This is a genomic window from Massilia sp. Masssp94 (assembly GCF_059491305.1).
On sequence record NZ_CP168501.1, the window covers coordinates 3825323 to 3844623 of the forward strand.

Below are 19301 nucleotides of genomic sequence, written 5' to 3' on the forward strand. Positions count from 1 at the left end.
ATGGGACAGATCCCGATGCCCGGCGGGTGGAGCATGGCGGCGATGTGGTTGCCGGTGTGCGGCCAGTCGTGGCTCGGCGCCGCCGCCGGTTTCATCGGGATGTGGGCCGCGATGATGGTGCCGATGATGCTGCCGCTCGCCGTGGCGCCGTTGCTGAACTACCGCGCCACGCTGGCCGGGGAGGGAAAGGCGTTCCTGCTCACGGCGATCGCCGGCCTGGCCTGGGCCGCGACGTGGATGGCGTCTGGACTGCCCGTGTACCTGGCCGGTGCGGCCGTCGCGCGGGCGCTGCTGGCCATGCCCGCGCTGGCGCGCATGATGCCGGTGCTGGCGGCGGTGGCCGGCGTGGCGGGCGCCGCCTGGCATCTGGCAGCGTGGCGCCGGCGGCCGCTGCATCCGGGGCTGCCTGGTCCGCCCGTCTGCGCCGCGGCGTTGCGGCACGGCGCGTGCCTGGGAGCGCATTGTGTCAGGCGGTGCTCGGGCTTGACCGTCGCGCTGCTGGCTGCCGGCATCATGGAGCGCAGCACGATGGTCTGCGCAGTCGTCCTCGTGGCCGCGGAATCAGTGCGCCTGCGCGAGCGCTAACCCATCCAGCACGTGTCGCGTCATGCTGCGCGCCAGTTCGTGTTCGCCGACGAGCACCGTGCCGCCCGTCTCTTCGCGCAGCAGGCGCGCCTCTTCCTCGTTGTGCGTGCGGACCACGCAGCGGATCTCGGGATTCAGCGCCTTGGCCGTTTCGACCATCGCGCGCACGTGGAAGGTGTCCGGCGTCGCGATCACGAGCATCGAAGCGCGCGCGATGTGGGCCTGGATCAGCACCGCCGGTTCCGCCGCGTTGCCCGCCACGGCAGGCTGGTCGCGCTTGCGCAGCTGGTCGACGATGTCGCGGTTCTGTTCCGCGACGACGTAGTGGATGCCCTCGCGGTCCAGCTCTTGCGCGATGCGCTTGCCCACGCGGCCGTAGCCGACCAGCACGACCTGGCCCGTCAGGCGCTCGTGCGTGACCGTCATCGGCAGCTCGGCCAGCGGGTCGGGCGAGCGCGCCATCTTGCGCGCGTGGTCGGATTTCGCCAGCACCCAGTTCTGCAGCGGGCCGACCAGCTTGAACATCAGCGGGTTCACGGCGATCGAGATGATGGCGCCCGCGAGGATCAGGTTCTGGCCCATCTCCGGCAGCAGGCCGAGCGAGATGCCGAGGGCGGCCAGGATGAACGAGAATTCGCCGATCTGCGCGAGGCTGGCCGAGACCGTGATCGCCGTGTTGAGCGGATAGCGCAGCGCCAGCACGAGGAAGAACGCGGCGAGCGATTTGCCGACCAGGATGATGGCGACGACGCCCAGCACTTCCAGTGGGCTCTCCACGAGTACGCGCGGGTCGAACAGCATGCCGACGGAGACGAAGAACAGCACGGAGAATGCGTCGCGCAGCGGCAGCGTCTCTTCCGCCGCGCGGTGGCTCAGCTCCGATTCGCGCAGCACCATGCCGGCGAAGAAGGCGCCCAGCGCGAACGACACGCCGAACAGGTGCGACGACCCGTAGGCGATGCCGACGGCCGCCGCGATCACGGCCAGGGTAAACAGCTCGCGCGAGCCGGTCTTCGCCACGCGCCACAGGAACCACGGGAACAGCTTGCGGCCCACGAGCAGCATGAACGCGATGAACGCGCCCACTTGCAGCAGCGTCTTGCCGAGCGAGAGCCACAGCGAGCCGCCTTCGCCCTTGCCGCCCAGCGGGCCGGCGAGCGCGGGCAGCAGCACGAGCACGAGCACCGTCACGAGGTCTTCCACGACGAGCCAGCCGACCGCGATGCGGCCGTTGAAGGAATCGAGTTCACCCCGGTCTTCCAGCGCGCGCAGCAGTACCACGGTGCTCGCGACCGACAGCGCGAGGCCGAACACGAGGCCGGCCCCGAGATCCCAGCCCCACAGGTGCGTGAGGCCGATGCCGAGCAGGGTCGCCACCGCGATCTGCAGGATGGCGCCGGGCAGGGCGATGCCTTTCACTTCGAGCAGGTCGTCCAGCGAAAAATGCAGCCCGACGCCGAACATCAGCAGCATCACGCCGATCTCGGCCAGCTGCGACGCGAGATGCACGTCGGCGACGAAGCCGGGCGTGGCGGGGCCGATGATGACGCCGGCAGCCAGATACCCGACCAGGGCCGGCAGGCGCAGGCGCACGGCCAGCATGCCGAACAGCAGGCCGAGACCGAGGGCGGCGGCGATGGTAGTGATCAGGCTGATGTCGTGCTGCATCCGGGCTCCTTATATGTTGAACCGGGCCAGTATACGCGACACGACGAATGAAGGACGCTTACGGCACCGTGGCGAGATTCAGCAACGCCTTGCGCACCGCGGCCCGCACGGCCATGAACTGTTCGCGCCGCGATTCGCGATCGAGGCGGAACAGCATCAACCCCTCGATCTGCGCCACCATCAGGATCGCACGCTGCATGTACTCGTCGTCGGAGATCGCGGGATTCAGCCCGCGGATCAGGTTGTAGACGGTCTTGCGCTCGCGCCCCAGCATGCGGTCCATCAGGCTCGACGCGAACGCGTTGCGCGACGCCAGTGCCCAGATCTCGAAGAACAGCGCGTGCGTGACCGGGTCCGTGATCTCTTCCAGGAACATGTCGGTCGTCGACAGGAACTGGTCCAGGCGCGGGCGGTCGCGCATCTCCGCCGAGATGCGGTCCATCTTGGCCTGGAACTCGTCCATCGTGGACAGCAGGGCCGCCTCCAGCAGGACGTCCTTGCTGTTGTAATAGTGCTGGACGTTCGACAGGGTCATGCCCGCCTCGGCCGCCACCTTGCGCATCGACAGTCCGGCATAGCCATCCTCCGCGAGCAGCCGGCGCGCGGCCTGCAGGATCGCGTGCACGCGCTCCCACCCTTTTTCGGTCGTGAGGGACGGTTTGTTGCGCAGGGTCTGGTCGATCGTTGCTTTCATGCCCGGCATTATCGCACGGCATGCTTTGAGAAGAAGGTCGGCTGACCTATAATCCGTCGGATAGGTCGGTTGACCTAATAAACAGGAGACGACGATGAGCCGCAAAGTCCATGTGACCGGCGTGGGGATGATCCCGTTCGCCAAACCGGGGGCGAGCGCCCCGTACCACGAGATGGGAGCCCTGGCCGCGCGCGCCGCGTTGGAGGATGCGGGCATCGGCTGGGAGGACGTCGAGCAGGCCTATGCCGGCTACGTCTACGGCGATTCCACCTGCGGCCAGAAGGCGCTGTACGGCGTGGGCATGACGGGTATCCCGATCGTCAACGTCAACAACAACTGCTCGACCGGCTCCACGGCCTTGTACCTCGCGCGCCAGGCCGTGCAGGGCGGGGCGGCCGACTGCGTGCTCGTGCTGGGCTTCGAGCAGATGAGCCCCGGCGCGCTGGCGTCCGTGTTCACCGACCGGCCCGCGCCGTTCGACGATTTCGACGCCGTCACCGACCGCCTCGTCGGCAAGCCCGAGATCCCGCTCGCGCTGCGCTACTTCGGCGGCGCCGGCCTCGCGCACATGGACAAATACGGCACGCCGCTGGAGGCGTTCGCGCGCATCCGCGCCAAGGCCAGCCGCCATGCGGCGAACAATCCGCTGGCGCTGTTCCGCAAGGAGGTCAGCATGCAGGACGTGCTCGACGCGCCGGCGATCTGGCCCGGCGTGATGACGCGCCTGATGGCCTGTCCGCCCACGTGCGGCGCCGCGGCGGCCGTGCTGGTGTCCGAAGACTTTGCGAAGAAGCGGGGCCTGCGCGCCGACGTCCACATCGCCGCGCAGGCGATGACGACGGACCGTCCCGGCACGTTCGATTCGAACGACATGATGCGCCTCGTCGGCTACGACATGAGCCGGGAAGCGGCGCAGAAGGTCTACGCGCAGGCGGGCATCGCACCGGACGACCTGGACGTCGTCGAGCTGCACGACTGCTTCGCCCACAACGAGTTGATCACGTACGAGGCGCTCGGCCTGTGCCCGGAAGGCGGCGCCGATAAATTCATCCGCGACGGCGACAACACGTATGGCGGCAAGGTCGTCACGAATCCGTCCGGCGGCCTGCTGTCCAAGGGGCATCCGCTCGGTGCGACGGGCCTTGCCCAATGCTTCGAGCTGACGCACCAGTTGCGCGGCACGGCTGGCGCGCGCCAGGTCGAGGGTGCGCGCACGGCGCTGCAGCACAACCTGGGGCTCGGCGGGGCCTGCGTCGTTACGCTGTATCAGGTGTGAGGGGCGGGCGATGACGACGGAACTCGACACCTTCCGCGCCGCCGTGCGCCGTTTCGTGGCCGCGGAGGTCGTGCCGCACCAGCAGCGCTGGCGCGAGCAGCAGCACGTCGACCGCGCGCTGTGGAGAAAGGCCGGCGAACTCGGTCTGCTGCTCGCGGACGTGCCCGACGACTTCGGCGGCTCGGGCGGCACGTTCGCCCACCAGGCCGTGGTGTTCGAGGAGCTGGCGCTGGCCGGCGACACCGCGTTCGGCCTGCACGTGCACGCGATCGTCGCGCACTACCTGCTGAACCACGGGACGGAAGAACAGAAATACAGATACCTGCCGCGCCTCGCGACCGGGGACATCATCGCCGCGATCGCGATGTCCGAACCGGGCGCCGGGTCCGACCTGAAAGGCATCCGCACGACGGCCGTGCGATCGGACCTGGGCTACCGCCTGAACGGCTCCAAGACGTTCATCTCGAACGGCTATCTCGCCGACCTGGTCCTCGTCGTCGCCAGGACCGACCCGGCCGCGGGCGCGAAGGGCATCTCGCTGATGCTGCTGGAGACGGCAAACAATCCGGGATTCCGCGTCGGCCGCATCCTGGAGAAGATGGGGCAGAAGGGCCAGGACACGTGCGAGCTGTTCTTCGACGATGCCATCGTCCCGCTGCAGAACGTGCTCGGCGGCGAGGAAGGGCGCGGCTTCGCCCAGCTGATGACGGAGCTGCCGTACGAGCGCACGATCGTCGGCGTGGCGGGCGTGGCGTGCATCGAGCGCGCGCTGGACCTGACGATCACGCACGCGCGCCAGCGCCGCGCGTTCGGCCAGGCGCTCATCGACATGCAGAACACGCGCTTCGTGCTCGCCGAGTGCAAGACCGAGGCCACGGTGGCACGCGTGTTCATCGACCGCTGCGTCGACGACCTCGTCGCCGGCCGCATGGACACGGTGCGCGCGTCGATGGCCAAGTACTGGATCACGGACCTGCAGTGCAAGATCGTCGACCGTTGCCTGCAGCTGTTCGGCGGCTACGGCTACATGCTCGACTACCCCATCACGCAGATGTACCTGGACGCGCGCGTGCAGCGCATCTATGGCGGGGCGAACGAGATCATGAAAGAAATCATCGCCCGCTCGCTGTGATGGCCAAACGACCTCATGGACCTTTGACGGGGCTGCGCGTGATCGAAATGGTCGGCATCGGCCCTTGCCCGTTCGCCGCCATGATGCTGGCCGACATGGGCGCGGATGTGATCCGCATCGACCGCAAGCCGGATCCTTTGGCGCCGAATCCGTATCCGACGCTCGGCACGAAATACGACGTGATGGCGCGCGGCCGCCGTTCGCTGGCGCTGGACGTCAAGCACCCGCGTGCGCGCCAGCTGCTGCTCGACCTCGTGACGAAGGCCGATGCGCTCGTCGAAGGCTTCCGGCCCGGCGTGATGGAGAGACTGGGTCTCGGTCCCGACTTGTGCATGGAGCGCAATCCCCGGCTCGTGTACGGCCGCGTCACCGGCTGGGGGCAGACCGGCCCGCTGGCGCCGGCGGCCGGGCATGACCTGAACTACGTGGCGCTGTCCGGCATGCTGCATGCGATGGGAGACGCCGACCGGCCGCCGTCTCCACCATTGAACCTCGTCGGCGACTTCGGCGGCGGCGGCATGATGCTGGCGTTCGGCGTCGTCTGCGCCATGCTGGAAGCGCGGATATCGGGTCGCGGCCAGGTCGTCGATGCCGCGATGACGGACGGCGCCGCGCTGCTGGGCTCCATGATGTACGGCCTGCGCGCGCACGGCTCGTGGTCGGCCGCGCGCGGCGCGAATTTCATCGACGGCGGCGCACCGTTCTACGCCACGTATGCCTGCGCGGACGGGAAGTTCATTGCGGTGGGCGCCATCGAGCCGCAGTTCTACGCGCGGCTGCTGGCGTTGACGGGCGCGTCGGATCCGGCATTCGCGCGGCAATGGGACCGGGACGACTGGCCGGCGCTGAAGGAGCGGTTCGCGGCGCTGTTCGCCACGCGCCCGCGCGGCGCGTGGTGCGCGTTGCTGGAGGGGACGGACGTGTGCTTCGCGCCCGTGCTCGACATGGACGAGGCGCCGCGCCACCCGCACAACGCCGCGCGCAAGACCTTCGTCGATGTCGACGGCGTCACCCAGCCGGCGCCCGCGCCGCGCTTTTCGCGCACGCCGGGCCAGGCCGGGATGGTGGCCGCGCCGGGGCAGGACGGGGCCGCCATCCTGGCCGACTGGGGCTGGACGGAAGACGCCATCGCCACGCTGCGGCGCGACAATATCGTCTAGGCTGGGCTACGATGGCGGCATGGACACTTTGCCTTCCAAAGAACTCGAGCCTGACAAGGAACTGGAACTTCGGCAGTCCAAGCGCCTGGCGCTGGGCTTTTTCATCGGCGCCGCCGTGCTGTTCGTCGTCGCCCTTCTGCTGTCCGCCCGCTGGCCCGGCAACTGGTGGATTGGGCTGCTGAAGTCGTTCGCGGAAGCCGCGATGGTCGGCGCGCTGGCCGACTGGTTCGCCGTCGTCGCGCTGTTCAAGCGGATCCCGATCCCGTTCGTGTCGCGCCACACGGAGATCATCCCCGCCAACAAGGAGCGCATCGCGGATAATCTCGCCGCGTTCGTGCGCGACAAATTCCTCGACACGGATTCGATCGTGCGCCTGATCCAGCGCCACGACCCGGCGCAGAAGGTCGCGGACTGGCTGACGAAGCCGGAGAACACGGAACGCCTGGGCGACACGCTCGTGCGCGTGGCCGGCTTCGCGCTCGACGTCATCGAGGACGCGGCCGTGCAGGATTTCATCCGCCGTGCGGTGCACGGTGTGGTCAAGAGCGTCGACCTGTCGCAGACGGCGGGCACGATCCTGGAAAGCCTGACGCGCGACGGCCGCCACCAGCAGATCCTCGACGAGGGGATCGATCAACTGGCGAACCTGCTGGCGAACCCGGAGACGCAGGATTTCATCGCGCAGGGCATCGTCGACTGGCTGCGCGACGAGTACGCGTTCATGGAAAAGATGCTGCCGTCGGAACTCATCGGCCGCAAGGGCGCGGACATCTCCGTGCGGCTCGCGGCCGGCATCCTCAAGCGCGTGAGCGAAGACCCCGGGCACCCGCTGCGGCGCCGCTTCGACGTCTTCACGCACGATTTCATCGAACGGATGAAGACCGACCCGGCCTTCATCGAAAAGGGCGAGGACATCAAGCGCCACCTGATCGGCGACGCCACCGTGAACGGCTACATCGGTTCGCTGTGGGGCGACCTGAAAGGCTGGATCAAGGCCGACCTGCACAAGGAGGACTCGGTGCTGCGGCGCCGGATCGTCGCGACGGGCGCGTGGATCGGCAGGACGCTCGCCGAGGATCCCGTGCTGCGCACGGCGCTGAACGAGAACCTGGAACTGGCGGCGCGCGGCGCCGCGCCGGAATTCGCTGGCTTCCTGACGCGCCACATCGCCGACACGGTGAAACACTGGGATAGTGGCGAGATGTCGCACCAGGTCGAAATCAACATCGGCAAGGACTTGCAATACATCCGCATCAACGGCACCATCGTGGGCGGATTGATCGGCGTCGTGCTGTACCTGTTGTCCGCGCTGGCCTGAAAGGAGCTCGTCATGCATGCATCGAACGAACCGTTGGACGGACTGCTGACCGGCGTCCCCGAACTGGCACGCCTGCCGGGCCGCGACCTGGTGGAGGTGGCGCGCTACCTGATCCCGCTGGAAGCGAACCTCGTGCAGGGCTGCCTCGTCGCCTCCGGTATCCCGGCCGTGCTGGCCGATGCCCACCTCGTGCAGACGGACATGCTGCTGGCGCCCGCGCTGGGCGGCGTGCGCATCCTCGTCCCGGAAGGCCACCTGCAGCAGGCGCAGGCCGTGCTGGAGGCGTTCGCGCGCGGCGAGTTCGAACTCGGCGAGGATGCGGACGTGAGCGGCGACTGATTTCTACGCGCCGGATAGGTGACGCATCACCCGGATCAGGTCGGCCTTGCCTTCGAAGCCGATGCCCGGCAGGTCCGGCATCGTGATGAAGCCGTCCTCCACGCGTACGCCGTCCGGGAAGCCGCCGAACGGCTGGAACAGGTCGGGATACGATTCGTTGCCGCCCAGGCCCAGGCCGGCCGCGATGTTCAGCGACATCTGGTGGCCGCCGTGCGGGATGCAGCGCGTGGGTGACCAGCCGTGCCGGCGCAGCATGTCGAGCGTGCGCAGGTATTCCACCAAGCCGTAGGAGAGGGCGCAATCGAACTGCAGCCAGTCGCGGTCCGGCCGCATGCCGCCGTAGCGGACCAGGTTGCGCGCGTCCTGCATCGAGAACAGGTTTTCGCCCGTCGCCATCGGCTTGTCGTAGTAGTTGCGCAGGGTGGCCTGCAGTTCGAAGTCGAGCGGGTCGCCCGCTTCCTCGTACCAGAACAGGTCGTAGCGCGACAGCGCCTTGGCGTAGGCGATCGCCGTGTCGAGGTCGAAGCGGCCGTTGGCGTCTACGGCCAGCTTCTGCCCATCCTTCAGCACGGACAGCACGGCGTCGATGCGGCGCAAGTCGTCGTCCAGCGGCGCGCCCCCGATCTTCATCTTGACGACGTTGTAGCCGCGCTCGATGTAGCTGCGCATCTCGTCCTTCAGCTTGTCGAGATTCTTGCCGGGGTAGTAGTAGCCGCCGGCCGCGTACACGAACACGTTGCGGTGCGGGCGCCCGTCGCCGTAGCGGTCGGCCAGCAGCTGGAACAGCGGCTGGTCCGCGATCTTCGCGACGGCGTCCCACACGGCCATGTCGATGGTGCCGATGGCGACGGAGCGCTCGCCATGCCCGCCTGGCTTTTCGTTGGTGAACATCGCGTCCCAGATCCGGTGCGGATCGAGGTTGTCGCCCGCGTCGTCCAGCAGCGATGCCGGATCGGCCTCGAGGATGCGCGGGATGAAGCGCTCGCGCATCAACTTGCCCTGGCCGTAGCGGCCGTTCGAATTGAAGCCGTAGCCGACGACGGGCTTGCCGTCGCGGACCACGTCCGTGATGACGGCCACGAGACTCAGGGTCATCTTGCTGAAGTCGATGTAGGCATTGCGGATGGGAGAGCTGATGGGGAGTGTCTGTTCGCGGATCTCGACGATTCTCATGGCGGCCTCGCTGGCGTGTTGTTCAAGCGTGCAGGGTAAGTCCGCGCGGCCCTCTTATAATTCGCCGGGTGTGAATTGATTATTGAATGACGGTGAATACTGACGGCGCCTCCGAAATGGAATTCTTCGTGCTGGTCGCGCGCCACGGCTCGCTGGCCGCGGCCGCCCGCGCCCTCGACCTCACGCCGCCGGCCGCAACGAAACGCCTGGCGCAGATGGAGGCGCGCCTGGGCGTGCGCCTCGTCAATCGCACGACGCGGCGGCTGTCGCTGACGAGCGAAGGCGAGACCTATCTCGCGCACGCGACGCGCATCCTGGCAGCGATCCGTGAGATGGAAGACGCGGTCGCGAGCAACCGCACCGCGCCGCGCGGCCTGCTGCGCGTGAATGCGAGCCTCGGGTTCGGCCGCACGACCATCGCGCCCATCGTCTCGGCTTTCGCCAAGCGTCATCCGCAGGTCGAGGTGCAGCTGGACGTGACGGACCGCCCCGTCGACCTGGTGGAAAGCGGCTACGACCTCGCCATCCGCTTCGGCGCGCTGCCGGATAAACGGCTGGCCGCGCGCCGCGTGCTGTCGAACCGGCGCTTCCTGTGCGCGTCGCCGCGCTACCTCCAGCAGCATGGCGAGCCGCAGACGCTGGCGGATTTATCTCGCCACCGCTGCATCCTGCACCGCCAGAACGACGACGCGTACGGCATCTGGCGTTTCAACGAGGGCGAGGACAGCGAGGTGGTGAAGGTGCACGGCGCGCTGTCGAGCAACGACGGCGACATCGTGCTGGGCTGGGCGCTGGATGGTCACGGCATCCTGATCCGGTCGGAGTGGGACCTCGCCAAATACGTCAAAAGCGGCCGGTTGCGTATCGTGCTGCCGCAGTACACCTTGCCGGCGGCCGATTTGTTCGTCTACTACCTCAACCGCAAGAACCAGGCGGCGCGCACGCGGGCGTTCATCGATTTCCTGGTCGAACATTTCCGGCGGTCGGAAGCTGATTTCGCGCAGGGGATGGAAATTCCGTCAGAAATGATGCGGGAAATAAGGTAGGTCTGCTGTCGTCGAAATGATGACTTATGCTAAGTGTCACTGTGGCTATACTGGTTCGCGCCGAGTATTAATATCGGTAACGCTTGTAGTCAACGCTAACAACGCTGGGGTCTTCATGTCGACTTTTTCGGATATTCTGAAAGCTCTGCCTTCTGCAGTGGAAGAGCAACCTCCCTTGCTGAAGTATATAAATGTTTTTATGGCAATCTGTTGTGCCCTGGCGGCCATGCTAGCAGCAGCAGGATGGTTTTGGGATAAGGTGTTCTTAATTTATATGGCATTTGTCCCTCTTGCTCTACTTCCCATGGCCCTAGGGAAGTGCTGAACAAATAGGTTTTGCGCCCGAGTCGAGACGACAAACCAGCATCGGATGCCAAGGTGGTCGAATTCAGGTATTTTTCGCGTCTGGTGCGGGGCCTCGAGACGCGTTTTGGCGCGCCACGGTGGACGTTTCCAGGTTCAGGACGGAGTTCGGGCGTGGGCGCTTCCAAAAGTTCGGCCGGCCAGCACCAGATTGGCGAACGCGAACAAGGTATGCAACTGCGCGGTGTTCTTCGCCAGTCCTCGGTAACGCGTCTTGCGATGCTTGAACAGGTTCTTCAGCACGTGAAACGGATGCTCGACTTTGGCGCGCACGCTGGCCTTGGCCTTCTCCAGCTTTTCCTTGGCGCGGCCCAGCGGATTCTTCTTCATGGCCTTGCGCACGCTGCGCTTCATCGCGATGTGCCAGATGACCGCCTTGTCCGCGTTCTCCGGGCGCTTGTCGGCGCCTTGGTATCCAGCGTCACCGAACACCATTTTTTCGTCGCCATGAAGGAGATTGTGGGCTTGCGTGACGTCGGACACGTTGCCCGCCGTGGTCACGAGCGTATGCGTCAGGCCGGATTTGGCATCGACGCCGATATGGGCCTTCATGCCGAAGAACCAGTTCTTGCCCTTCTTCGACTGATGCATTTCCGGATCGCGTTTTTCGTCGCGGTTCTTGGTCGAGGGAGGCGCCGCGATCAAGGTCGCGTCGACGATGGTCCCCTCGCGCATCATCAAGCCCTTGCTAGCCAGATGCCCGTTGATTTCATCGAAGATCCTGCGCGTCAGGTTATGCTTTTCGAGCAGACGGCGGAACTTGAGCAGGGTCGTCGCGTCCGGCGCCGACTCGTGCGTCAGGTCGATGCCGACAAAGCCGCGAATGGCCTGGCTGTCGTAGATCGCATCTTCGATGCCCTCGTCCGACAAGCCGAAGCATTGCTGCGCGACGTACATGCGCAGCATTCGCTCCAGACCCACAGGCGGACGACCGCGACCTTCGCCCTTGGGGTAATACGGCAGCAGCGCCGCCACCAGCGCCGGCCATGGCGTCACGGACTCGATCTCAGCCAGAAAACGATCGCGTCGCGTCAGTCTCTTCTTGCTTGCGAACTCGGCGTCGGAAAAACTCGTTTGCTTCATCGGAATGCTGGAAAGATGGGATGCGTCATTGTGCCAGTTGCGCCGGCGGCCGGGGGAGCTCAGCGATTAAATCAGATGGTATGGACGCCTCCTCCCGGACTCCGGCAGAGCAGGAGATTTGCACGCATTGTCGAAGGCAGTAGAGTAGCTGACATTCACCAGACAGGGGGATTCGACATGAAACAGCTCGTCATTGGTATGGATATCGCCAAAACCGTGTTCCAGCTCCACTCTGTTGATACGAATGGCGAAGTCAAGCGCTTGAAACTGCAACGTAATGAGGTTATCCCGTTTTTCACACAGCTTGCACCTGCTATCGTCGCAATGGAGGCTTGTGGCGGCGCCCATGAATGGGGGCGCAAGCTCAGTGTCCTCGGCCATCAAGTCAAACTGTTGGCGCCGAAATCGGTGCGTCCCTTTGTCCAGCGCAATAAAACCGACGCAGCTGATGCAAAGGCGATCTGGACCGCTGTCCAACAGCCCGAGGCGCGTACCGTGGCCCTGAAAACTGAGCATCAACAAACCATCCTGGCCCTGCATCGCATGCGCGAGCAACTGATGAAGTTTCGCATCATGCAGACCAACGCGTTACGCGGCATCCTGTATGAGTTCGGCATCGTGCTGCCGGCCGGGTATCCCGCGCTGACGAAGGCGTGGGCCGACGCTCTGTCGGAGGCATCCGAGCGGCTGCCAGAAGTGCTGGTTGTGAGCCTCCAGGAACAGTGGGCACGTGTTCAATCCCTGGATCGGGAAATGGCAGTGATCGAACGTCGATTGACCGACTCCCTGCGCAGGACCGAGCAGTGCAGGAGGTTGATCGAGATCCCCGGCGTCGGCTTGTTCACCGCGACCGCCGCGGTCGCGACAATCGGCGACCCCGCCACTTTCAAATCCGGCCGTGAATTCGCATCGTGGCTCGGGTTGGCACCGCGACAGACTGGAACAGGCGGACGCGTTCGACAACATGGGATAAGCAAGCGCGGCAATGTCTATCTGCGTACCCTGCTCATGCATGGGGCTCGCGCGATCGTAGCGCGACGTGGGCACTCGCCTTGGCTTGAAGCCCTGCTCAAGCGCCGGCCATACAGCGTCGTTGTCGCAGCGCTGGCAAACAAGCTGGCTCGTACGATTTGGGCAGTCCTGTCTCACGGCACACGGTTCAATGCCCCTGCACCTGCGTGATCGGGGAATTTGAGTCCGCATTGGCAGTACCATTTTCACCTTCAAGGAGCGCAAGCGATCAGAGATGATGGCGGACAGGTAGGACCGGGACGAGGACAACCTGGTAGGGAAATTGGAGCCGCAAGTGCTCGTAAATCAGATGAGGACCTCGTCAGCGAATTCCATCAGGGCCAGCAGGTCTCCAGCCTGCACAGACAGGCCGGATATAAGACTGCGACCTTACTGTCAACCAGCGTCAAAAATCACTTGAACTCCAGGAGGCGTCCATATAAGCACTTCCCTAGTGCTTCAACTATTCCTTGAGATGCGGCGCCAGCGGAAGATGTTCGGCGATTCTGCAGGTTGGATCGCGGATTGGCTGGAAAAACGCTTTGAAGAGGAAAAGCGCGTTGTCTCCGATTTGGATAAGAAGAAATTGCCGGAATTAAAACACATGCTTCTTCGGCTTGATTCTGAAATCGTGACGCGCGAAAAATGGATGGAAGTGCTCAAGCCATTTTCGATGCTAATACCCGCCGTACTGATTATCGTGGCATCGGATTTTCTAAAGCTGCCCCAAGAATTTGGGGGTGTGATTAAGCTAATGGGCGGGGCGTTGGTATCGGGGTTTGCGATTGGAGCAATATCAATATCGACAGGTATCGTCAAGCTGCGCCGATTGTCATCAACCTTGCATTACGCCGTCAATGCTGCCGACCAGGAGAAAAAATCTGAGATACGCAAGATTTCGCGAAAACGAGACGTGCGATAACTATTTAGAAAAGAAAACGGCCCAGTTCATCGAACTGGGCCGTTGAATTGGTGGTGATAGGTGGACTTGAACCACCGACCCTAGCATTATGAATGCTATGCTCTAACCAACTGAGCTATATCACCGTACAACTTTACTAAAACAAAATGGCTCAGCATGAGCCAAGCCATTTCGCTTGAATCCTTGGTGGTGATAGGTGGACTTGAACCACCGACCCTAGCATTATGAATGCTATGCTCTAACCAACTGAGCTATATCACCAGAACGGGGTGCATTATGCCGTTCGGCCCCGGAAGTGTCAAGGCTACCCGCTCCGGATCACCCTGTCCAGCCTCGCACGAATCGTCTCACCCTCGCAACGTGGCCAGATGATCAAGCATCCGGCGCGCCGGATCCGGTCCCAGGCAATCGATCACGATCCGCTCCGGCATCGCCCGCAACCAGGTCAGTTGGCGCTTGGCCAGCTGGCGCGTGGCGATGATGCCCGTCTCGCGCAGCTGGGCGCGGTCGATCGTGCCGTCGAGGTATTCCCACGCCTGGCGGTAGCCCACGCAGCGCATCGACGGCAGGTTCGGGTTCAAATCGCCGCGCGCGCGCAGGCCCGCGACCTCGGCCACGATGCCGCTGTCGTCGCGCTTGCCCAGCATCTGGTCGAAGCGCAGCGCGATGCGCTCGTGCAGCACCGCGCGGTCCGATGGCTCCAGTGCGAACGGCACGAGGTCGAACGGCAGTTCCTGCTTCTCGCGGCGCGCGAGCAGGGCGGACATCGGCTTGCCCGACAGTTCAAAAATTTCCAGCGCGCGGTTGATGCGCTGGGCGTCGTTCGGCGCGAGGCGGTCCGCGGTGACCGGATCGACTTCGCGCAGCTTCGCGTGCATGCCGGGCCACCCGATGCGCGCGGCCTCCGCGTCGAGGCGCGTGCGCACGTCGGCATCGGCCGTGGGCAGGTCGTCCAGGCCGTCGTTCAGGCCCTTGAAGTACATCATCGTGCCGCCGACGAGCAGCGGCAGCCGGTCGCGCGCCTGGATCTCGGCCACGAGCCGGATCGCGTCGGCGCGGAACTGCGCGACCGAATAGGCGTCGAGCGGATCGATGATGTCGATGAGGTGATGGGGCGCGCTCGCGAGTTCCTCGGCCGACGGTTTTGCCGTGCCGATGTCCATGCCGCGGTAGACGAGGGCGGAGTCGACCGAGATGATCTCGACGGGGATCTCTGTGGCGATGGTGAGCGCCGCTGCCGTCTTGCCGGACGCGGTCGGGCCCATGATGGCTACCGCCAGCGGTTTGTGTTGCGATGTCATCTGATGCTTTACTGGCCGCGCAGGAACAGCTTGTCGAGCGCGGCGATTTCGAGTTGGACCCAGGTCGGGCGGCCGTGGTTGCACTGGTCGGCGCGTTCCGTCGCTTCCATCTGGCGCAGCAAGGCGTTCATTTCGGGCTGCGTGAGGATGCGGTTCGCGCGCACGGCCGTGTGGCAGGCGAGGGTGCCGAGCAGTTCGTTGCGGCGCTCGATCAGCACGCGCGAGCCGCCGAATTCGCGTACGTCGCGCAGCACGTCGCGCGCGAGCGTTTGCGCGTCGGCGTTCTTGAGGAGCGTCGGCACGGCGCGCACGGCGAGCGTCGTCGGCGACACGGCCGCGATGTCGAAGCCGAGCGACGTCAAAGTCTCGTGTTCTTCCTGCGCGGTGCCCACTTCGATGGCGTCGGCGAAGAAGGTCACGGGGATCAGCATCTGCTGGACCTGCATCTGCTCGCCGCCGGCCTGGGCGTCGAGCGCGTTCTTCAGCTGTTCGTACAGGATGCGTTCGTGCGCGGCGTGCATGTCGACGAGGACCAGCCCTTTGCGGTTCTGCGCCAGCACGTAGATGCCGTGCAGCTGGGCCAGCGCGAAGCCGAGCGGAAAGTCGTCGTCGGACGCGGGCCTGGTCGTTTCCGGCAGCGGCGCTTCCTGCACGCCGGGCGGTTGCGATGAAGGCATGGGCGCGCCGGTGAACAGCGCGCCATAGTCCGCGGTGCGTTGCGGGACGCCGGCGCCCGTCGGCGCATCCCAGCGGCTGCCGGGCGGGAACGGGGACGGCGAGAACGTCGAGGAGGCACGCGAACCGCCGCCGCCACCGCCGCCGCCGCCCGAGCCCGAGGTCCAGGCGGGCGATGCCAGCTGCGACCCGAACGACGTCTGCTCGTGCGGACGGCGCCAGGACGGCGTGTCACCGAGCGACGTGGACGACGGCGTGATCTCGGCGGCGCTCACGGGCGCGGGCGTATCGCCGTGCGCGGTCGCCGACGTCTTGGCCAGCGCGCGCTGCACGGCGTGGAACACGAACTGGTGGACGGCGCGGCTGTCGCGGAAGCGCACTTCGATCTTCGACGGGTGCACGTTCACGTCGACCATCGCCGGGTCGAGTTCGAGCGCCAGCACGTAGGACGGGAAGCGGTCGCCGTGCAGCACGTCCTCGTACGCGGCTTTCACGGCGTGGACGAGCAGCTTGTCGCGCACGAAGCGGCCGTTGACATAAAAATACTGGCTGTCGGCGCGCGCCTTCGATGCCGTCGGCAGGCCGACGTAGCCGTGCAGGCGCAGCGGGCCGGCGCTTTCGTCGAGCTGCAGGCGGGCCTCGGCGAAGTCGCCGCCGAGGATCTGCGCGCTGCGCTTGGCCGACTCGCTCGTGTTCCAGTGGTCGATCGTGCGGCCGTTGTGGGTCAGGCTGAACGACACGTCCGGCCGCGCCAGCGCGATGCGGCGCACGACTTCGGCGCAGTGGCCGTATTCGGTCTGCTCGGACTTCAGGAACTTGCGGCGCGCCGGCGTATTGAAATACAGGTCCTGCACGTCGATCGTCGTGCCGAACGGGCCGGACGACGGCGACACCGTGCCCTGGTGCGAGCCGACGATTTCCCACGCGTGCGCGGCGCCGTGCGTGCGCGACGTGATCTTGACGGCGGCGACGGACGCGATCGATGCGAGCGCCTCGCCGCGGAAGCCGAGCGTGTTTACGTTCTCGAGGTCGGTCAGCGACGCGATCTTCGACGTCGCGTGACGGGCCAGCGCGAGCGGCAATTCCTCGGGCGGGATGCCGCGGCCGTTGTCGGTGATGGCGATGCGCTTGACGCCGCCTTCCTCGAGCCGGACCGTGACCTGCGTGGCGCCGGCGTCGAGCGCGTTTTCCAGCAACTCCTTCACCACGGCGGACGGCCGCTCGACCACCTCGCCGGCGGCGATCTGCGAGATGAGCTGGTCGGGAAGCTGCTGGATGGGGCGGTGGGTGGGGGCCGGGGCGTTCATCCGTAAATTATAGCTCGCGGCACGCCCCGAAACTGCCACTGTTTGATTTTTGCCAAAACGCTAAATTATTGTTCCCGCACGGGAATCGGCGCTGCGCACAGGTCGAGATGACCGGCCGTGACCTTGGTCCACGGGCCGCCGCGGTTGCGCTGGGCGTCCAGGACGCTCTGGTAGACGGCGCTCTCGGTGCGCATCAAATTCGGGGTCAGAGCACATTTCGGCGCCACTTCGGGGTCAGAGCACTTTTTTGGACAATAGTTCTCAAGCACGAGTTTGCTTTGGCGCTGCAGTGAGCGCATGCGAGACGAGGTTGCATCGGCCCGCGTAGCGCGTCAAAAAAGAATGTGCTCTGACCCCGAATTTTCAGGAAAACGTGCTCTGACCCCGAATTGGGGTAATTTTATTAGGGCTATTTTTGCTCGCGTACGGGAATCGGCGCCGCGCACAGGTCGAGATGACCGGCCGTGACCTTGGTCCACGGGCCGCCGCGGTTGCGCTGGGCGTCCAGGACGCTCTGGTAGACGGCGCTCTCGGTGCGCATCACTTCGAAACGGCTGCGCTGGTCCGCCGGGACGTCGGCCGCCACCTTAACCGATGCGATCGGCACGTTCATCTCCGGCTTGTCGTAGAACCCCATCGGCGCGGGGCCGCGCGGCAGGGCGGATAGTTGCGGCATGCCGGAGATCACGCGGCCCACCACCGTGATGTTGCGGTCGAGGTGGCGCGCCGGACCGATGACGGCATACAGCGCCGTGCCGCCGCCGCTGTCGGCATCGTTGTCGCGGCCCACGCCGACCATGCCGTAACAGTGCGCCAGCCAGGTTTCGCCCGTCTTCGGATCGCGGCCAACGGGAAAGCCGTTCGAATGGCCGACCTGGGGCGCGTAGCCGTCGACGTCCTTCATGCGCGTGAAATGGGTGTCGTTCCTGAGGGGGACCGTAAATTCCGCCTTCAGCGTTTTTTGCGCACCTTTTACCGGACGGGCGTTGTCGTTGTCTTCATTCGGATCGGCCCATTGCACGACCCAGTTGTCCTGCACGCGCACGACGGCCAGCCCGTCGAAATAATGCTCGCGCACGAGCGCCTTGATGTTCTTCACGTGGTTCGGCGCGAACGTCGGCGCCAGTTCGATGACGACGCGGCCGAACGGGAGTTCCATGTACAGCGTGTTGTCCGGGTCGAGGGGCCGCCAGTCGGACGGTTTCGATGCCTTGACGATGTCGGCGACGCCGGGCTTCGGCGGGAGTTCCCTGGCGCCGGCCGTCGCCGCGAAGAGGGTGCAGGTGGCGGCGAGAATCGTGTGCCGGAAGGGGAAATAGGCCTTCTTCAATGTCGTCTCCTTGCCGCTTGTGGCGGGCCGGGGTCGTGGGTGGTGTGATGACAATTGTAATCTGTAAAATAATAGAATTAAAACATTTTGCCGATGAAGAAAATTCGCGGTGAAGATGAGCCGGCGGCCATTTTCGGCGTCGGACTGATGGTATGATTCGGCGCTACCATTTAGGAAAATTATGGATCTGATGCAATTCTTCGACATGATTCTTCATGTCGATAAGACCCTGGGAACATTGCTGGCGCAATACGGGGTGTATGTGTATGCCGTGCTGTTCGCCATCGTGTTCTGCGAAACCGGCCTCGTGGTTCTGTTCTTCTTCCCCGGTGATACCCTCCTGTTCATTGCCGGCGCCTTCTGCGCCACCGGCGAGATGAGTTATGCCTTGCTGACGCTCCTGTTGATCGTGGCGGCGGTGACGGGCAATACCCTCAACTATTACATCGGCGGGGCGATCGGGCATCGCGTGTTCACGCACGATTACCGCTGGCTGAACAAGGACGCCCTGCACCGCACCCACGAATTCTTCGAACGCCATGGCGGCAAGACGATCATCCTGGCCCGCTTCGTGCCCGTCGTGCGCACGTTCGCACCGTTCGTCGCGGGCATCTCGGACATGACCCATGCCCGCTTCCAGATGTACAACGTCACGGGCGCCGTGGCCTGGGTGGTCAGCCTGGTGACCGGCGGTTACTTCTTCGGCAATATCCCGGTGATCCGCGATCACCTGACGATCATCGTGCTGGTGGGTGTCGGCGCGGCCGTCGTGCCGCTGGCGCTGGGCGGGCTGTACAAGGTCGGACGGCGCATGATGAGCCGCTGAAGCCCGACAATGCGATCACATGAAACGCGCCGCATGACGGCGCGTTTTTTATTTGCGGCCGCTATTGATGCACGGAATTGTTCCTCAGGCTC

General features: G+C 65.0%; 18 protein-coding genes and 2 tRNA genes. 10 read left to right on the forward strand and 10 right to left on the reverse strand.

Features of this window, described 5'->3' with window-relative positions; genetic code table 11:
* On the forward strand, positions 1-585 hold the full coding sequence (locus tag ACEN9G_RS17015; protein ID WP_483126778.1) for a copper chaperone: 585 nt from the start codon (positions 1-3) through the stop codon (positions 583-585).
* Here the strand turns inward: ACEN9G_RS17015 and ACEN9G_RS17020 are convergent.
* Both ACEN9G_RS17020 and ACEN9G_RS17025 read right to left on the reverse strand, forming a co-directional pair.
* Positions 562-2253, reverse strand: a complete 1692-nt coding sequence (locus tag ACEN9G_RS17020) for a cation:proton antiporter domain-containing protein (protein ID WP_413341210.1) — start codon at positions 2251-2253, stop codon at positions 562-564. The genes ACEN9G_RS17015 and ACEN9G_RS17020 overlap by 24 nt on opposite strands.
* A 58-nt stretch (positions 2254-2311) precedes the next feature.
* Complete coding sequence (locus ACEN9G_RS17025) at positions 2312-2947, reverse strand: TetR/AcrR family transcriptional regulator (protein ID WP_413341208.1); 636 nt, start codon at positions 2945-2947, stop codon at positions 2312-2314.
* A gap of 94 nt (positions 2948-3041) precedes the next feature.
* Here ACEN9G_RS17025 and ACEN9G_RS17030 point away from each other — a divergent pair, with 94 nt between their 5' ends.
* Genes ACEN9G_RS17030 through ACEN9G_RS17050 form a run of 5 tightly spaced genes read left to right on the forward strand, consistent with a single transcriptional unit; the run spans position 3042 to position 8172 of the window.
* Positions 3042-4223, forward strand: coding sequence for a lipid-transfer protein (locus tag ACEN9G_RS17030; protein ID WP_413341206.1), 1182 nt, complete (start codon positions 3042-3044; stop codon positions 4221-4223).
* 10 nt (positions 4224-4233) lie between these two features.
* Entirely contained in the window at positions 4234-5355 is a 1122-nt protein-coding gene (locus ACEN9G_RS17035) for an acyl-CoA dehydrogenase family protein (protein WP_413341204.1), read from the forward strand.
* Positions 5355-6515 (forward strand): CaiB/BaiF CoA transferase family protein, encoded by a 1161-nt coding sequence (locus ACEN9G_RS17040; RefSeq protein WP_413341202.1) that lies wholly within the window; start codon positions 5355-5357, stop codon positions 6513-6515. Before ACEN9G_RS17035 ends, ACEN9G_RS17040 begins: the two co-directional genes overlap by 1 nt.
* 19 nt (positions 6516-6534) lie before the next feature.
* Entirely contained in the window at positions 6535-7833 is a 1299-nt protein-coding gene (locus ACEN9G_RS17045) for a DUF445 domain-containing protein (RefSeq protein WP_413341200.1), read from the forward strand.
* Positions 7834-7845: 12 nt separating this feature from the next.
* Positions 7846-8172, forward strand: coding sequence for a putative signal transducing protein (locus ACEN9G_RS17050; protein ID WP_413341199.1), 327 nt, complete (start codon positions 7846-7848; stop codon positions 8170-8172).
* Positions 8173-8175: 3 nt separating this feature from the next.
* Here ACEN9G_RS17050 and ACEN9G_RS17055 read toward each other — a convergent pair whose 3' ends face one another.
* Positions 8176-9345: a mandelate racemase/muconate lactonizing enzyme family protein gene (locus tag ACEN9G_RS17055; RefSeq protein ID WP_413341197.1), complete on the reverse strand. Its 1170-nt coding sequence runs from the start codon at positions 9343-9345 to the stop codon at positions 8176-8178.
* Between the two features lie 92 nt (positions 9346-9437).
* Between ACEN9G_RS17055 and ACEN9G_RS17060 the strand changes: the two genes are divergently transcribed.
* Entirely contained in the window at positions 9438-10391 is a 954-nt protein-coding gene (locus ACEN9G_RS17060) for a LysR family transcriptional regulator (protein WP_413341213.1), read from the forward strand.
* A gap of 459 nt (positions 10392-10850) precedes the next feature.
* On the opposite strand, the gene ACEN9G_RS17065 is transcribed toward ACEN9G_RS17060, so the two are convergent.
* Positions 10851-11837, reverse strand: a complete 987-nt coding sequence (locus tag ACEN9G_RS17065) for an IS5 family transposase (RefSeq protein ID WP_413339684.1) — start codon at positions 11835-11837, stop codon at positions 10851-10853.
* 177 nt (positions 11838-12014) lie between these two features.
* On the opposite strand from ACEN9G_RS17065, the gene ACEN9G_RS17070 reads away from it, so the two are divergent.
* Both ACEN9G_RS17070 and ACEN9G_RS17075 read left to right on the forward strand, forming a co-directional pair.
* Positions 12015-13019: an IS110 family RNA-guided transposase gene (locus ACEN9G_RS17070; RefSeq protein WP_413346122.1), complete on the forward strand. Its 1005-nt coding sequence runs from the start codon at positions 12015-12017 to the stop codon at positions 13017-13019.
* 322 nt (positions 13020-13341) lie between these two features.
* On the forward strand, positions 13342-13770 hold the full coding sequence (locus ACEN9G_RS17075; protein WP_483126779.1) for a hypothetical protein: 429 nt from the start codon (positions 13342-13344) through the stop codon (positions 13768-13770).
* Between the two features lie 48 nt (positions 13771-13818).
* Here ACEN9G_RS17075 and ACEN9G_RS17080 read toward each other — a convergent pair.
* The 6 genes from ACEN9G_RS17080 to ACEN9G_RS17105 form a co-directional block, all read right to left on the reverse strand.
* Positions 13819-13895, reverse strand: a tRNA-Met gene (locus tag ACEN9G_RS17080).
* A gap of 59 nt (positions 13896-13954) precedes the next feature.
* Positions 13955-14031: transfer RNA gene (locus ACEN9G_RS17085), tRNA-Met, on the reverse strand.
* Between the two features lie 86 nt (positions 14032-14117).
* Positions 14118-15071, reverse strand: a complete 954-nt coding sequence (gene miaA / locus ACEN9G_RS17090) for a tRNA (adenosine(37)-N6)-dimethylallyltransferase MiaA (RefSeq protein WP_413345623.1) — start codon at positions 15069-15071, stop codon at positions 14118-14120.
* A gap of 8 nt (positions 15072-15079) precedes the next feature.
* Positions 15080-17053: a DNA mismatch repair endonuclease MutL gene (gene mutL, locus ACEN9G_RS17095; protein ID WP_483126780.1), complete on the reverse strand. Its 1974-nt coding sequence runs from the start codon at positions 17051-17053 to the stop codon at positions 15080-15082.
* A gap of 65 nt (positions 17054-17118) precedes the next feature.
* Complete coding sequence (locus ACEN9G_RS17100) at positions 17119-17247, reverse strand: hypothetical protein (RefSeq protein ID WP_483126781.1); 129 nt, start codon at positions 17245-17247, stop codon at positions 17119-17121.
* A gap of 215 nt (positions 17248-17462) precedes the next feature.
* Complete coding sequence (locus ACEN9G_RS17105; RefSeq protein WP_413343635.1) at positions 17463-18383, reverse strand: peptidylprolyl isomerase; 921 nt, start codon at positions 18381-18383, stop codon at positions 17463-17465.
* A 181-nt stretch (positions 18384-18564) separates the two neighbouring features.
* Here ACEN9G_RS17105 and ACEN9G_RS17110 point away from each other — a divergent pair, with 181 nt between their 5' ends.
* A complete protein-coding gene (locus ACEN9G_RS17110) occupies positions 18565-19209 on the forward strand; it encodes a VTT domain-containing protein (protein ID WP_056130107.1) in 645 nt (214 codons plus the stop codon).
* The last annotated feature ends 92 nt before the right edge of the window (positions 19210-19301 follow it).

Excerpts from the sequence above, each read along its gene's own strand:
- ACEN9G_RS17015 (WP_483126778.1), top strand. The coding sequence starts at position 1 with ATGGGACAGATCCCGATGCCCGGCGGGTGGAGCATGGCGGCGATGTGG.
- ACEN9G_RS17020 (WP_413341210.1), bottom strand. The coding sequence starts at position 2,253 with ATGCAGCACGACATCAGCCTGATCACTACCATCGCCGCCGCCCTCGGT.
- ACEN9G_RS17025 (WP_413341208.1), bottom strand. The coding sequence starts at position 2,947 with ATGAAAGCAACGATCGACCAGACCCTGCGCAACAAACCGTCCCTCACG.
- ACEN9G_RS17030 (WP_413341206.1), top strand. The coding sequence starts at position 3,042 with ATGAGCCGCAAAGTCCATGTGACCGGCGTGGGGATGATCCCGTTCGCC.
- ACEN9G_RS17035 (WP_413341204.1), top strand. The coding sequence starts at position 4,234 with ATGACGACGGAACTCGACACCTTCCGCGCCGCCGTGCGCCGTTTCGTG.
- ACEN9G_RS17040 (WP_413341202.1), top strand. The coding sequence starts at position 5,355 with ATGGCCAAACGACCTCATGGACCTTTGACGGGGCTGCGCGTGATCGAA.
- ACEN9G_RS17045 (WP_413341200.1), top strand. The coding sequence starts at position 6,535 with ATGGACACTTTGCCTTCCAAAGAACTCGAGCCTGACAAGGAACTGGAA.
- ACEN9G_RS17050 (WP_413341199.1), top strand. The coding sequence starts at position 7,846 with ATGCATGCATCGAACGAACCGTTGGACGGACTGCTGACCGGCGTCCCC.
- ACEN9G_RS17055 (WP_413341197.1), bottom strand. The coding sequence starts at position 9,345 with ATGAGAATCGTCGAGATCCGCGAACAGACACTCCCCATCAGCTCTCCC.
- ACEN9G_RS17065 (WP_413339684.1), bottom strand. The coding sequence starts at position 11,837 with ATGAAGCAAACGAGTTTTTCCGACGCCGAGTTCGCAAGCAAGAAGAGA.
- ACEN9G_RS17070 (WP_413346122.1), top strand. The coding sequence starts at position 12,015 with ATGAAACAGCTCGTCATTGGTATGGATATCGCCAAAACCGTGTTCCAG.
- ACEN9G_RS17075 (WP_483126779.1), top strand. The coding sequence starts at position 13,342 with ATGTTCGGCGATTCTGCAGGTTGGATCGCGGATTGGCTGGAAAAACGC.
- miaA (WP_413345623.1), bottom strand. The coding sequence starts at position 15,071 with ATGACATCGCAACACAAACCGCTGGCGGTAGCCATCATGGGCCCGACC.
- mutL (WP_483126780.1), bottom strand. The coding sequence starts at position 17,053 with ATGAACGCCCCGGCCCCCACCCACCGCCCCATCCAGCAGCTTCCCGAC.
- ACEN9G_RS17100 (WP_483126781.1), bottom strand. The coding sequence starts at position 17,247 with ATGCGCACCGAGAGCGCCGTCTACCAGAGCGTCCTGGACGCCCAGCGC.
- ACEN9G_RS17110 (WP_056130107.1), top strand. The coding sequence starts at position 18,565 with ATGGATCTGATGCAATTCTTCGACATGATTCTTCATGTCGATAAGACC.